Genomic DNA, 14,474 nt, shown 5'->3' with positions numbered 1-14,474 from the left:
AGATTCTTTTCTTTTGCATTGCGTCAGCCCTTACAAACGATGAGTCGGTGAGGGCTGTATTCTCTAATGACGTGTTATTTTGGCGTTGGCGCTGAAAGTCGCCCTTGCAGGCCCATTAAAATGATGGCTGATGTTGCGCCTAATGTGTCCATCAACATGTCTTTTTGTGCATCCCATACGTCACCTTGTGAACCTAAGAATGCAATACCTTCTTCGCCACCAGCGAGTGCCGCATACCACCATTCAATAATTTCATAGCCTGCTGCTAGAGACATGATAGCGAACAGGGAGAATATGCACGCCAATTTGGGCTTCATTAATTGATTGCGGGTTAAATATTCAGCGATTGGGTAGGCAAAAAAGCCAATAGAGTAATGGGCAACGCGATCAAAATGATTGCGTTCTTCAGAGCCAATTAATTGATTGAACCAATCGAAGGGGACTTCTGAAAATGTGTATTTTGACCCGATGGTGTGCAATACAATCCAGACAAACATGAGGACATAGGCTGTTTTAGAAAAAACAAACTCACGAGATACCCACCAAATGAGACCAAGCACCGCGACAACAGGGATAATCTCCGCCACCCAAACGGCGCGAGATAACGGGTTGATGGCACTAAAAGTGAACACGACCAGATATAAGAGGGTTAAAACTTTAAGTACGTGGTGGTTAGTGCGTAAATTCATCTATCTGTCCTTATCTTTGCTCAATAGGTATAGCATAGCGAATAATAAAACACTGTTCAATTAATTCTTATTTAAGGATGGTTCGGTTTGAGACTCCGTCGGTATGATGACCTATGATTCAGGAAATATGACCGGTGCTTCGTTAGCATTGAAATAATGTTCGACACAATAAAAATGAAATATGGCGGGGAATCATGGCGGCAATATTAATGCTGTAGTTGCTGTAGTTGCTGTAGTTGCCGAATTAGCCTGGGTTACGTTGTAACTTTATCTTTATGTGGACAATGCGGGCATCCTCCTGTTTCTCGCGAGGTGTTGACCGAACAAGTGAGTTAACGTTGAACGTTATAGCGACAATAAAAAAGCGCCGGTTAAGGCGCTTATTATCGTCATTGCCCCATATCAACAATGAGGCAATAGTATCGCTGTGATGTTTATTTTACCGATTTGAATTGCGTCTTGCGCAGTCGGTTCAAGGCTGCCATCACGTCTAAAACACGTGGCTTGGCAAGATCGCCTTGTTTTGGCATGGTGTTGTGCCATTCGCCAGCAATCATTTGTGCAATTTCTTTTGAAGGATTGCTTGTCCATCCTGGCATTTGCGCCAATTGGAACCACAGCCAACCGATAGCATTCACTTCAGAACTTGATTGCAGTTGCTCTAGCGCTGAAATGTCAGCAAATTCCTTACCAAAACGCAGTGACTCGGTGCCTTTTGCTGACACTCTAAACTTACCATCCAGCAAAATATTTTGCAGTGCAGCGCCGTTTAGCGCGCGAGGGCGGAAAGTTTCAAGAGGGCTTTCGCACTCGTTATGACGCTGTGTTGGGTGTTGAGCAATAACACTTTGCGCTTTTTCTGTCACATCGACCGCTTGGTAGTCGTGCATTTGAATCACGGTGTTCGCAACGTCTAAATAGTCACCTGAGCCACCCATAACCACGATGGTTGAAATGTCGAGCTCTGAACATAGTTGGCCAATACGATCGACAAGCGGAGTAATCGGTTCATCACCTTTGCTCACCAAAGCCTGCATGCGTTCGTCACGAATCATAAAGTTGGTCGCTGACGTATCTTCATCGATCAACAAACCGCGCGCACCTGCTTCAATAGATTCTTGTAACCAAGCGGCTTGCGATGTTGAACCCGACGCATCTTGAGTTGAAAAGTCAGCGGTATCTTTGCCCATAGGCAGGTGATTGATGTAGTTCGACAGGTTTAAGTTGTGAACACAGCGACCATCTTCTGCGCGAATTTTCATGGCTTCCAATTGGGTTACGATTCGTTCACGACCATCACCAGGGATGTGGTTGTAAATCGAGCGTTCAATCGCGGTTAGTAGCGTCGATTTACCGTGGAAACCGCCGCCTACAATGAGTGTGATGCCTTTCGGAATACCAAGGCCTTGAATAGGGCCACTATTTGGTGTGTCCAACGTCACTTGTAATGATTCAGGTGCGATGAATTCAACTGCGTTTTTCATCGGTAAATCACAGTTGCCAGCAAGACGAGGCAAAACTGATCCATTACCGATAAAGGCAATAAGGTTATGTTGCTCAAGTTGTGCACGCATTGCTTCTTGATCTTCAATAATCTGGCAATGGTGTTCAAGCGCGGCAATGTCGATCTCACGAGCGATGGTTGCGCGGCGGATAAACTTAGGTAAATGGAAAGTCAGGATGTTGATCGACTTTTTACCTAAAACGGATCGGCCTTCGGCTGGCAGATTGACACGAAAACGTAATTCGATGCCTTCTTCAGTAAAAACGACATTAGTTGAATCTAAGACGGTTTGGCCATGAAGGGCAATACTGACATGAGATTCTTGTTTTGCAAATTCTGCAAAGGTGCGAGCAATAAAATCACGCGCTGCAACTTGGTAAGCGGGTGATTTTTCTTTTAGCCACTCTAAACCTGTTAACGACCAAGCGCGAAAAGCGCGTAAACGTGAAGCAGATGCAAATGGGTCAGCTTGGACATGGTCAACAAATAGGGTGAAATCGGTTAAGTCATATTGACCTTTGATTTGTTGATACGCGCGGTAGTTCTGTTTTTCGATTTTTTTTAGGGTCGCGATTAGCTGATCCATAAAGAACTCACATTTAGGATGGTGTTGAAGGCGAGGATTATAGGAATCGCTCGCCTGAGTGTAAAGCTTAAGCGGTACATCTCGCCCTTTTAACGTCTTTTCGGCTAAGTTCTGCTGCCAATTTAAAGTATATCGCTTTATCTAGCAGGGTTGGACGTCATTTTGGTTGAGTAGATGCACTTCAAATTCATCACAAGGCATAGGTTTGCCATAGAAGAATCCTTGGCCATATTCACACTCTTCCGCGATGATAAATGCTTCGTGTAATTCAGTTTCAATCCCTTCAACGGTGATCGCAAGATTCATTTTTTTCGCCACACTAATGATGGAGCGGACGATCTCTTTATCTTGGTCGCAATGGTCGAGTTGGTGGATAAAGCTTTTATCCACTTTTATTGCGTCAAACGGGAATTTTTTTAGGTAATTGAAAGAAGAGTAGCCAGTCCCGAAATCGTCAAGCGACAAAGTGACGCCTTTTTTATGTAGCGCGGTCAGCGTGTTTTTGGCCACGGCTTCGTCAGCAATTAAGCTGCTTTCTGTCACTTCAAGTTCTAGGTATTCGGCGGGCAATTGATACGCGGTCAATAGCTCTTCAATTTGCTCAGCAAAATGTGGATTTTTAAGTTGAACAGCCGAGATGTTAACGGCGATTTTGAAGTCTGTGACATGAGCGGCCCATTCCGCTGCTTTTTGAATGGCGGAGCGCAAAACAAAGGTACCCACTTCAAAGATCAGGCCATTCTGCTCGGCCATGTGAATCAATGTTTCATTGGAGATGTCGCCCAGAATAGGGTGACGCCAGCGAAGTAATGCCTCAGCGCCAGTCCATTTATGGTTAATTGGCGACACTTTGGGTTGAAAGTACAGTAGTAAGTCTTCATTACGGACAGCTTGCAGTAAATAGCTTTCAAGTTGATTTCGATTGGTTTGCAACGCTGAAATGTCTTGAGAGTGGAAGCTGTATTTATGCCCCGAACCTGTACAAGATTGCATGGCTTCCGCGGCGTACTTTAACAGTAAGTGCCCTGAACCCGCCTCATCGGTGGTGCTTATGCCAATATAACTGTGTAGGTGATGATTTTCACCTTCTACCTCAAATTCAGAATGACTAACGGCGATGAGTTGCTGACAGAGATCGTGGATGTCTTCTAACAATCGGCTAGATTGAAGTAGCATGACGAGTTCGGTTGACGTTGGTCGAGCGGTTTTGATGTGAAATTGATTCAAGCTGCCAAGGCGCTCACGAAATTGAACCAAGATGCTCTCCCACAGATCGTATCCATGCTTCGACTGAAGCAATTTACCATTGGTAAAGCCGATGTGGATGGCGGCGGCCTTGACCTCGGGGCTATCTTGATAATCTTTAATCATCTGGTTCGCTTCAAATTCAAGTGAATTGCGATTGAGAAAGCCAGTGCCTAAGTCATGGCGCTGATGGTAAATGATTTTTTGTTCGGCAGCTCTGCGTTTGTCAATCTCCATATTAAGCGAATAGTTCAAATCAACGAGATCTCTTGTGCGGGTACTGACACGTGATTTTAATTCGATATTCAGTTGAGCAAGTTTTTGATTTTGGTACAAAGTAGCGAGCTGAGCTTGGATCGATTCACTGAAACGTTGGAGTAAGTTTTTATAGATATTGTTGAATTGATTTTCTTCAGTGTCCAATAGACAGATGGTGCCAAAGGGCTGGCCATTTGGCCAATTAATAGGAAAGCCACAATACGAAATCATCCCTAGTTTGATATCGGGATTTTCGTTCCAACGCTCATTGTTTAATGCGTTGCTTACGCATAATGGTTCCTGATGCTCGATGACGTGCTCACAATACAGACCTTGGCCTAATGCTTCGCAATCGCCAAGTTTATACGGGTGCGAGCGATTGCTATTGCTTGATACAACTTCAATGGTGTCGGCATGCACTCGCATGATCAAAGCTGCGGGTACCGAAATAATCTCGGCGAGTAGATTGACAATATTTTGCCAATTGTTCGTCATCTCCCCAGGGATAACAAGTTTATCAGTATTGATTTTTGACATATTGAAGTAGTCCTTTATGGCATAGCCAAAAGAGTAAGCTCCTTGCTTATATTCTAATAGTAGACGTATACCCGTCCTACTTGAAGTTGTAGGGGTGTTGAGTGGCACTCTCAAGCTTCATCACATAGCGTATCTATGCTCATCGGCTTTGGTTCATCGGCTTTGGTTCATAGGCTTTGGATCATCGGCTTTGTTCGCTTATCGCCTCCCTGCATCTTCAGTTGTTTGGGTATAAAACGTTTTTTGTAATCTGCGGGCTACTTTAACAAGGAAACCCCCTGAATTATACAAGGGGTCATGCGGTATTGGTGTTAGTCTCATTTATGGGACAAACGAACGGGGGAGGCTTAAGGCACAATCACTGGAGTGACGATTTGTTCAAGATCAACGGGTGCATGGTAGTCAACTTCCTCAAAACCAAAGCCATTGAGCTGTAAAAAGGCATTTTTAAATCCACAATAATCGCCAATATCCTGAAAGTTATCACGATTCATTGTTTTAACCAGGGTGTGGACTTGCTGCTGAGTGGCGGCGTCTAGCTCAAGGTCATCGATTCGGATCAATCTTTCACCATCAACAGGGACTTTGGTGAGATTGTCTTTATCGCCATGATCAGTGCCACCGCCATAAAGTTTAGTGGTGAATAGGCGTTGCATTTGCTCTATACAGCCTTCATGAGTGCCATTGGCTTTCATGACTTTGTATAACGCGATTAAATAGGGACTCAGGCCCGGAATAAAGACACTGGCTTTCGTCACGAGCGCCTTACAAACCGTCGCGTAAGCGCCACCGTTAAAGTTGGCTAATTTCAAATTAAGCGAATGACTGGTTTGGTGTAGGTCGATTTTTGCGCGACCCAGAGTGCCATCAAGATAGATAGGGTGGGTAATATCCGAACCCATGTAAGAAAACGCAATGGTCTTACACCCTTCACCAATGGATTCTGAGTTAATAAGCGCATCAACCCATAATTCCCAATCTTCGCCACCCATGACTTTGAGAGTGCCTTCGATTTCTGCATCGCTTGCTGGTGGTAGCGTTGTTTCCTGCCACTGGTCATCTTCTAGGGATATAGACGCGCCAAATACGGATTGATCGATCGGTTTAATGGCAGAACGCCACATTTCACCCGTGTCGGGCTTCGGACGAACGCCGCTTGCCACACTGTAGATGATTAAATCCACTTCACCTTCAAAGTAGGTTTCAATGGCTTCAATCGCTTCAGCTTTGATCCGGGAGGAGAAGGCGTCGCCATCGATGTTGACGGCTATTCGGCCCTCAGATTGAGCGTGTTTTTGAAAATAGAGGTTGTTGTAAAACCCAGCACTGCCGACATTTTTTTCGTTTTGAGCTCGCTCGAATGAAATACCGATAGTATCGGCTTTTGCCCCACCAAAGGTGAGTGCGATTCGAGCTGCGAGCCCAAAACCAGAGGATGCACCGATAATGAGTACACGTTTCGGGCCATTTTTGATCGGAATTGCGTTTTTAACGTATTCAATTTGTTTAATAATCGCTTGTTCACAGCCTAGTGGATGAGCACTGCGCGCCACAACTCCGGTTATTTCTGGCTTAATTATCATGTTGTTCTCCAAAACCAACAGCTTAAGCTATCAATCTAGCGCAAAGAGGGGGCGATTTTCTTGAGCTATGGCAATTAGAGATGATTTATTAACTGTTCAGAAACAAATTCTGCGATCCAAGGTTGCGCTTCCTCTTTTGGATGAAGTCCATCGTTCATTATCCATTGTGGGTTGTCGCGCAGGATTGATTCGAGGAAGAAAGGCACTAGCGGCACGTTATGCTCTGAGGCCACCTTTGGGTATACGTCTGAAAAGGCTTGTGTGTAACGTTTTCCATAATTAGGCAGTACATGGATTTGCATCAAAATGGGTGTTGCTTGCGCTGCTTTGATGGTGTCAATCATCGTTGTGAGGTTACTCGCGACTAATGCCGGGGGAAAACCGCGCAAACCATCATTGGCGCCGAGTTCAATCAATACATACGTTGGTTGGTGTTGGCTGAGTAGCTCTGGCAAACGGGCTAAACCATTGCCGGTGGTATCGCCGGAAACACTGCCATTGACAATAGTGAGGGGTTGGTCATTTTGCTTCATCACATTTGGTAATAAACTAGGCCAAGCTTTTTCAATAGGCATCTGATAGCCTGCGCTTAAGCTGTCTCCAAGAACGAGTAGCGTTGTCGCCCCTGCTGGGGTGATCGCCATTATCGCGAGTAACAAGGAAAGAAGTCGTATCATGCAAACATCCGTAATTAAAGCCATCTCTCTGGGTAAGACAGTGTCTACCAATCAAGAACAATTGACAATCCTTGAGGATATTAACTTAGAGATCAAAGCGGGGGAAAGTGTGGCCATTGTTGGCACGTCAGGCGCGGGTAAGTCGACCTTAATGACGTTGCTCGCGGGGCTAGATACCCCAACGCATGGTGAAGTAGAAGTGCTTGGTAAACCTCTGTCAACACTGGATGATGAAGAGCGTGCCGCGATTCGTAGTGAGTCAGTTGGCTTTGTTTTTCAGAGCTTTCTTTTGATCCCAAGTTTAACGGCAATTGAAAATGTCACGTTACCCTGCTTACTTAAAGGGGAACAGGCAGATAATCAACGCGCGATTGCGTTGTTGGAGTCAGTCGGCTTAGGCCATCGAACTCATCATTCTCCTGCTCAGCTCTCGGGTGGAGAGCAACAGCGTGTGGCTTTGGCGCGTGCCTTTATGATTGAGCCTCAAATTTTGTTTGCCGATGAACCGACGGGAAACCTCGATCAACATACCGCCGAAAAAGTCGTTGAGTTGTTGTTTGAATTGAATCGGCATCATGGGACGACATTAGTATTGGTGACCCATGATATGGCGTTGGCCGCCCAATGTGACCGGATCTTTCGAATTGATGCCGGGCGTTTGGAGGTGAGCTGATGACGACATTGAATAAAAAGCAGCTCAATAAGCATTTGTTCCAATGGAGTGTGAAAGAAATACGACAGGGGCAGCTTTGGCCTGTTTCTGTGGCATTAACATTGATCATCGCCGCGATTTTTGCGTTAAGCGCGTTAGCCGAGCGTATGGAGCAAGTGATCGTAAAACAAGGAAAAGAAGCGTTAACGGCCGACAGTGTTTATCGATCGTCAAATCCCATCCCGATTGAGCTGATACAAGCGACAGAAACTCTGCAACTTGACCACTCGAGTATGGTGAGATTTTCCACGATGGCGTTTAGCGATAATGCGATGAAGCTTGTCTCGGTGAAGTCGGTCGATGAACGATACCCGCTGCTTGGTGAGCTCAAGCTCTCACAGGCGGGCAAGATGGTTTCTCGTGTCGCGGGTAATCAATTGTGGCTGGATGAACGATTGTTTAATCAACTTGAGGTGGAAGAGGGCGATACGATAACGCTGGGTGACGCCGACTTTATTATCAGCGGTCGCGTGGTTGAAGAGCCTGGTTTGAGTTTTAATCCGTTTCAGCAAATGCCATCGGCTTACATTCACCAATCTGACTTAGAAAAAACGGGCGCGATACAACTGGGTAGTCGCGTTCGCTATAGTTACTTTCTCACCGGAAGTGACGCACAACTTGAATCGATTAAAGAGGCGGTGACGTTAACGCCGAGCGACTCGTGGCGTGATCAAAATAGCGAAAGTCGAACGAATGAAGTTTTCCAGCGTACAGAGCAATACTTATCTTTGACCGTCGCTATTGTGGTAATTATGGCGGCGACAACGCTTGTATTAACTTGCCAGCATTATGTGTCTACGCGATTGAAGACCATTGCGATGTTAAAGAGTCTTGGGGCCAGTAAAGGTTGGATTATTCGTTGGTTGTTGATTCAGGCCGGGATCTTATTATTGGCAGCGTCTGTGCTTGGTTGTCTTCTAGGGATTGGGTTGGAGTATTTACTGCGACTTCCTCTTGCTGATTTACTGCCAAATCCTTTGCCGCCTTATGGCGTTACCCCTGCTTTACTTGCGATATCCACCAGTGTATTGATTGCGATTCCGGCACTGGGCATTCCTCTAAGTAATTTAATCAACGTAAGCGCGGTCAATGCGATGCAACCGCAGCAAGTGGTTGGGAATTACAAGCGCTTCTTCTTAGTGCTTGTACCGATTACGGCACTCTTGGTGATGTTTCGAGACAATCTTTTAGTCTGGCTTGTCCTCGGTGGCATGATGGTGTTATTCGCGGTGTTAGCGTTGATTAGTGTGGCAATGACTCGCGTTATGGCTAGGCTGCCTCTCAATGCGGAGTTTAAATTGGCATTAAGCCGCATCAATCGCTCGTCATTGAGTTCTGGCATTCAGTTTGGTGCGCTAGCCTTATCATTGATGTTACTGGCCGTTATGTGGCTGGTGAGAACCGATTTGCTATCGGATTGGCAACGAACGTTACCAGATGATGCGCCCAATGCATTTGCGCTGAATATCGCGCCTTATGAAAAAGACGCCTATCTCAATATCTTGGATGAAAACAGTATTGAACGGTCAGATGCGTATCCGATTATTCGCGGTCGGGTTGCGACGATCAATCAAATTGACGCAAAAGAATATGTTGGCGGTGAAATCGACAGTGATGCATTGAGCCGGGAAATTAACTTCACATTTTCCGACGCTATTCCGAGTTATAACACATTGCTGGAAGGCGATTGGCAACCGTTGGGCGGCGTTTCCGTAGAAGCCCAAGTGGCAAAAGAACTTGGGTTGGAATTGGGTGACCAGCTTGGTTTTATGATCAACAGCCAACCCGTTACGGCCCGTGTGGACTCCATACGCCATGTCGAGTGGCGAGATATGAAGCCGAACTTTTACTTCATTTTTACGCCGGATGTGCTTGAGCAAATACCCGCGACATACCTTGTGAGCTTCAGGGTGCAGGAGCAAGACGACGCCTTACTTAATGATTTGTCGCGCCAACACCCGACCGTGAGTTTGATGGATATTCGAGTGATGGGCGCCAAAATTCAAGAGCTCGTCAGTCAAATTGTTTGGGCCATTACCTTACTGGCAGGACTCAGTGTCATCGCGGGCGCATTGTTAATTTTCACGCTTCTGCGCTTGAGCCTTGGTCAACGACAAAATGAAATTCAACTCTACCGTACTTTAGGGGCGAGTAAGAAACGCGTCGTGAGAACCATTTGGGCTGAGTATGGCGTGATGGGGATGGTTGCAGGTATTATCGCAGTGGCAGGGGCTGAATTGATTGTTGCAGCCATCATGAAATGGGGTTTTGACCTTGAAATTCAACTGCATTACTCACTTTGGATTGCACTTCCACTATTGGCTTTTTGCACACTTGGTGTTGTTGTGAACAGCTTGATAAAACGTCTGTTAATCCCTATAAATAAGGCGTTTAGCTAACATCGGTTGTCAAGATTAGAGCAGTTACCCACAGAAGTTGTGGATAAAGTTAGGGATAACTTCAGGTGTTGATAACTGCTTTAATCGCGCTAAGCCAATAAAACTCACGTGTAGCGGATTTTAATTATTCACAAAACGCTATTTCCTCAAATTAATGGAAAATGCGTCAAGCTTTTTTTGCTACTTTTTTAATGAAATTTGCTGATAAACACCTTGTAAAAAATGTGATTTTCATAACTGTATAAAGTCAGTAAAATATTATCAGAAAGAATGAATTACCGATCTCAATGACATTAAATATCGATCAAATAGCCCAGAAAAAAGTTGCCGTTATTGGCGGTGGTATCGCCGGTGCGACAACGGCATTGCACCTTGCTGAACAGGGGATTCACATTGACCTGATTGAAAAAAATGACAGTCTTGTTTGTGGTCCACCGATTTGCCATCTTCATGCTGGTGGGAATCTTTACCGAGAAATCTCGGTTGAGCAGTGTATTGAATTGCTAGAGCAGTCTATCGATTCTGTTCGCTTGTATCCTCACACATTAAATAAGCGCCCAACACTGATTGTGGTACCACACAGCGATGGTGGTGACCCGATGGCGTTACTGTCAAGGTTAGAGCAAATTCGCACCGTTTATCAGGAACTCGTTGCGAAAGATGAAGCGAATCAAGTGCTGGGTAACCCTCTTGATTATTTTAAGCTGTATTCACGTGATGATCTTGAAAAGCTCAAATCCGCTGAGCAAGTTGATTGCCCTCAAGATTACGACCAATGGCTTATCCCATTTGCCCAATTTGCTGACCTTGAAGGCATTAAGTACCCGGTTGTGGCGGTGAATGAGTTTGGGTGGAGCGTCTTCCGCATTGCGGCATCGGCAATGCTGGCGTTAGAAAAACTGCCGACCAGTCGCGTGATGGTGTCAACAAAACTCGTCGACATGACTCGAGTGAATGATCAGTGGCAATTAACGCTGCACCATCAGCCGTCAAATACCACGATGCAGCACGATTATGATTACGTCATCAATGCGTGTGGGTTTGAAACCGGCATTGTGGATGATTTAGCGGATGCGCCTCGCCAAAGAATGGTGGAATTCAAAGCGGCCTACGTTACTCAATGGGCTCAAAATCAGCAGTGGTGGCCTGAGGTTATCTTCCATGGCCCTAGGGGCACGCCCAATGGTATGGCTCAGCTGACGCCCTACAGTAACTCGATCTTCCAACTGCATGGAATGACTAAGGACATCACCTTGTTTGATGGCGGTTTGGTGGCATCGAATTCGTTGACGTCTCAACCTCAATTGCCATCCCGTTTGGTTGATAAGATTGCACAAGGTTGGTGTGAATCCGTCAGAGTAGCGCGCAGCAATCGTGCCATTGAGCACATGAGTCGTTTCGTGCCCGATTATGCGAGCGCGATTGAATTTGGCACACCGTTGTATGGTGCGCAGCAGATCCCAGGATCTGATGACACGCTTCGCGCTGCGGATGTGTCGTTTTCAGAAAAAAACTACGCCAGAATTGAAGTCGTGAAGGGGTCATCAGCGTTAGAAGCGGCGAAAAAAATTGTGTCACAATGGCAGCTGGTTCAGAGCGTTGCAGAGGAAGCGGGCACAGCTGCAGGGGCGAATCGATCAATCGAAGCTATCCATCCAATTAGTTGTGCGCTAAGCGAGCAACAGGTTGTCGAGAAAGCACAACAACTTGCGGTTGAGCGAGGCTATCCCATCGAACTTGCGCAAGTTTATGGGAAGTAAACCGCTCATCTACAGAATCAGTTAAACGTGATAGACGGGCAATCAAATGAATAAAATCGTTGAATTGCCCGATATTCACTGGTCATCATTCTATCGCAGTGCGCGTTACGGACTAATAGCCAAAATAATGCGCCCATCGAATCCAATCTGCTTGTAACTCTGCAAGATTCCCTTTCATAAACCGTACCTTTTGTCCCGGCTTCGCTTGAGCCAACCGCGGTAAGTCAATACGAGAAACACAGCCGATTTTGGGGTAGCCCCCGAGTGTTTGTCGATCGTTAAATAGCACGATCGGCTCCCCATCGGGTGGAATTTGAATCGCGCCTAATGCAATGCCTTCACTCAACATTTTGATTTCAGGTACTTCAATGGAGGCACCACTTAAGCGATATCCCATGCGATTGATATGAGCTGAGACGGTAAACTCTTGGAGATAGAATTGTTCCATTGCCTGCGGCGTAAACTTATCTCTCTGGTAACCTTCAATTACACGTAATGTGATTGGGAGGTCGTAATCGGGCTGAAAACGAAAGCTGAGTTGACGGATCAGTGAGCGATTCGACAGGGCGAAGGCGCGAAAGGTAAGAATGTCATCTTCTTGCAAGGGATGACCTGAATGTAGCCCACCAAGTTGGTCTCGTTCAACGCTCGCGCAGCTGCCTAATTGAGTGGGAAGGGTAAATCCTCCTTTGACGGCGAGATAGCAGCGCAAACCGTTTTTCGGCAGAGCGAAGGCAAGGGTTTGACCGGAATGAGCTTGAAATGTGCTCCAGTTTTTCAGCGGAATATCGTCAAGTGTTGCTTTTAAATCTCCGCCACAAATCGCAAAGAACCCATCATGCTCAATCAAAAATTCAGCTTGGCCTAATGTAATCTCTATGCAGGGACAATTGACGGGGTTATCAAGCAAGTAATTTGCCCAACTGTAGGCATATTCATCTAATGGCCCACCTTGTGTGATGCCTATTTGCGCCTGGCCAAATCGCCCCAAATCTTGAATAAGGCTGAGGGCCCCCGGTTTTAGTACCTTCAATCCATACTCTCTCATGATTCGGCCTCAGAAAATTGCCCACCCAGTTGAATGAAACGTTCTCGATTTATCGCGACAAAGCGCACTTGTCCGCCAATGATGAAAGGAATCATAGGCGAGTTTTCGGGGTGATAAAGGTCTATGGGGCAATTTCCAATGATGTTCCACCCACCAGGTGATTCACAGGGGTAGACGGCGGTTTTATTTTCGGCGATAGCCACGCTGCCTCTTGGTACTTTTAACCTTGGCGTGTCATGGCGAGGGAGTTGAATATCAGTGACAACGTCACCCATAAAGGCAAAGCCCGGTGCAAACCCTGTTGCCTGCACGGTGTAAATAGCGGTGGTGTGAAACTCTATAAAGGCATCAATGTCGATACCCATAGCCTGAAATCGCTCCAAGTCTGGGGCGACCTCGGGGTGGTAATACACTGGGAGCTCAATCATCGAGTTTGCAAAGGTTTTAATTGGGGCAGAATCGACCTGTTCGATGACTAGGTCCAGCTTTGCAATCAGTTGAGTTTGCGACATTCGGTGAGGTAAATAATCAATTAAGATCGTGGTGTAGGAGGGCGTTACATTCATGACCGAGTGTTCAAGTTGATGGTAAACTTGTTGAGTTACCTGGCCGATAAATACTGACAGCTCGGTGCTATCCGGTAAATTGAACTCGATAAGCAAGGCACATTCAGATACCGGATGAAAAGAAACAAGGTTGTTCATCTTTGGCCTCCAAGCGCGTCTCTCGTTGCCCTAAGAATTCTAAGAGCTTGTGGATTATCACCATGAACGCAAATAGTATCGGCTTCAATAGTCAAACTCTGACCATCTAGCGTACGTATATTCCCGCCAGCAACGATTTTTTTGATTTGCTCAATAATGACGTCTTGGTCGTCGAGGATCGCTCCAGCCACCGTTCGTGGGGCAAGCGAACCATCGCTTAAATACGCTCTGTCTGCAAAGGCTTCAAATAAGATCGGAACTTCATAACGGTCGGCGATATCTAAAAGCGTTTGGATATTGGGCATGCTTAACATCATTAAGGGTAGGTTAAAGCAAGATACGGCATCAACCACGGCTTCAAAAATCGTCAAATCTTTTATCATATCGTTGTACAAGGCGCCATGAGGCTTAATGTAACTCAGCTCAGAATGAAAGCTTTCGCACATCGCTTTTAACGCGCCAACTTGATAGATGACAGAGTAGGTTATTTCATCGGAAGACATTGCCAGAGAGCGGCGACCAAATCCCACGATGTCGGGGTAGCTAGGATGAGCGCCTATTTTTACGTTGTGCTGAATTGCAAGCTGTATGGTGTCAGCCATCGTTTTAGGGTCAGAGGCATGAAAACCGCAAGCAATGTTCGCCATATCGATCAAAGGCATGATTTTTTCATCATCCCCCATTTTCCATGGGCCGTAGCTTTCACCCATATCACAATTCAGTGTGATTTGTTGCTTCCTCATGATCTATTCCTTCGTATCACCCATTTAAA

At 45.9% G+C, this 14,474-nt stretch carries 11 protein-coding genes; 3 read left to right on the top strand and 8 right to left on the bottom strand.

The annotated features are described in order from the left end of the window. Positions 1 to 74 precede the first annotated feature (74 nt). The 5 genes from OJ16_RS14215 to OJ16_RS14195 form a co-directional block, all read right to left on the bottom strand. Positions 75 to 689: a DUF2238 domain-containing protein gene (locus tag OJ16_RS14215; protein WP_040991919.1), complete on the bottom strand. Its 615-nt coding sequence runs from the start codon at positions 687 to 689 to the stop codon at positions 75 to 77. A 434-nt stretch (positions 690 to 1,123) separates the two neighbouring features. Continuing rightward, positions 1,124 to 2,779, bottom strand: a complete 1,656-nt coding sequence (locus OJ16_RS14210; RefSeq protein ID WP_040991918.1) for an ABC-ATPase domain-containing protein — start codon at positions 2,777 to 2,779, stop codon at positions 1,124 to 1,126. A gap of 141 nt (positions 2,780 to 2,920) precedes the next feature. Then, positions 2,921 to 4,819 (bottom strand): sensor domain-containing phosphodiesterase, encoded by a 1,899-nt coding sequence (locus OJ16_RS14205; RefSeq protein WP_040991917.1) that lies wholly within the window; start codon positions 4,817 to 4,819, stop codon positions 2,921 to 2,923. A 347-nt stretch (positions 4,820 to 5,166) separates the two neighbouring features. Then, positions 5,167 to 6,402, bottom strand: a complete 1,236-nt coding sequence (gene fabV / locus OJ16_RS14200) for an enoyl-ACP reductase FabV (protein ID WP_040991916.1) — start codon at positions 6,400 to 6,402, stop codon at positions 5,167 to 5,169. Positions 6,403 to 6,476: 74 nt separating this feature from the next. Then, positions 6,477 to 7,079: an arylesterase gene (locus OJ16_RS14195; protein ID WP_040991915.1), complete on the bottom strand. Its 603-nt coding sequence runs from the start codon at positions 7,077 to 7,079 to the stop codon at positions 6,477 to 6,479. Between OJ16_RS14195 and OJ16_RS14190 the strand changes: the two genes are divergently transcribed. The 3 genes from OJ16_RS14190 to OJ16_RS14180 all read left to right on the top strand — a co-directional run bounded on the left by OJ16_RS14190 (position 7,078) and on the right by OJ16_RS14180 (position 11,950). Next, complete coding sequence (locus OJ16_RS14190; RefSeq protein WP_040991914.1) at positions 7,078 to 7,752, top strand: ABC transporter ATP-binding protein; 675 nt, start codon at positions 7,078 to 7,080, stop codon at positions 7,750 to 7,752. The genes OJ16_RS14195 and OJ16_RS14190 overlap by 2 nt on opposite strands. Then, on the top strand, positions 7,752 to 10,190 hold the full coding sequence (locus OJ16_RS14185) for an ABC transporter permease (protein WP_040991913.1): 2,439 nt from the start codon (positions 7,752 to 7,754) through the stop codon (positions 10,188 to 10,190). The genes OJ16_RS14190 and OJ16_RS14185 overlap by 1 nt, the downstream gene beginning before the upstream one ends. 287 nt (positions 10,191 to 10,477) lie before the next feature. Then, a complete protein-coding gene (locus tag OJ16_RS14180) occupies positions 10,478 to 11,950 on the top strand; it encodes an FAD-dependent oxidoreductase (RefSeq protein ID WP_040991912.1) in 1,473 nt (490 codons plus the stop codon). A 112-nt stretch (positions 11,951 to 12,062) separates the two neighbouring features. Here OJ16_RS14180 and OJ16_RS14175 read toward each other — a convergent pair whose 3' ends face one another. Genes OJ16_RS14175 through OJ16_RS14165 form a run of 3 tightly spaced genes read right to left on the bottom strand, consistent with a single transcriptional unit; the run spans position 12,063 to position 14,445 of the window. Beyond that, entirely contained in the window at positions 12,063 to 12,998 is a 936-nt protein-coding gene (locus OJ16_RS14175; protein WP_040991911.1) for a 5-oxoprolinase subunit C family protein, read from the bottom strand. Continuing rightward, positions 12,995 to 13,702, bottom strand: coding sequence for a 5-oxoprolinase subunit B family protein (locus OJ16_RS14170; protein ID WP_040991910.1), 708 nt, complete (start codon positions 13,700 to 13,702; stop codon positions 12,995 to 12,997). The genes OJ16_RS14175 and OJ16_RS14170 overlap by 4 nt, the downstream gene beginning before the upstream one ends. Beyond that, positions 13,699 to 14,445: a 5-oxoprolinase subunit PxpA gene (locus OJ16_RS14165; protein WP_040991909.1), complete on the bottom strand. Its 747-nt coding sequence runs from the start codon at positions 14,443 to 14,445 to the stop codon at positions 13,699 to 13,701. The genes OJ16_RS14170 and OJ16_RS14165 overlap by 4 nt, the downstream gene beginning before the upstream one ends. Positions 14,446 to 14,474: the final 29 nt, after the last annotated feature.

The organism is Vibrio renipiscarius, from assembly GCF_000827885.1.
Classification (GTDB): domain Bacteria; phylum Pseudomonadota; class Gammaproteobacteria; order Enterobacterales; family Vibrionaceae; genus Vibrio; species Vibrio renipiscarius.
This window is presented reverse-complemented; position numbering and strand designations above follow the sequence as displayed.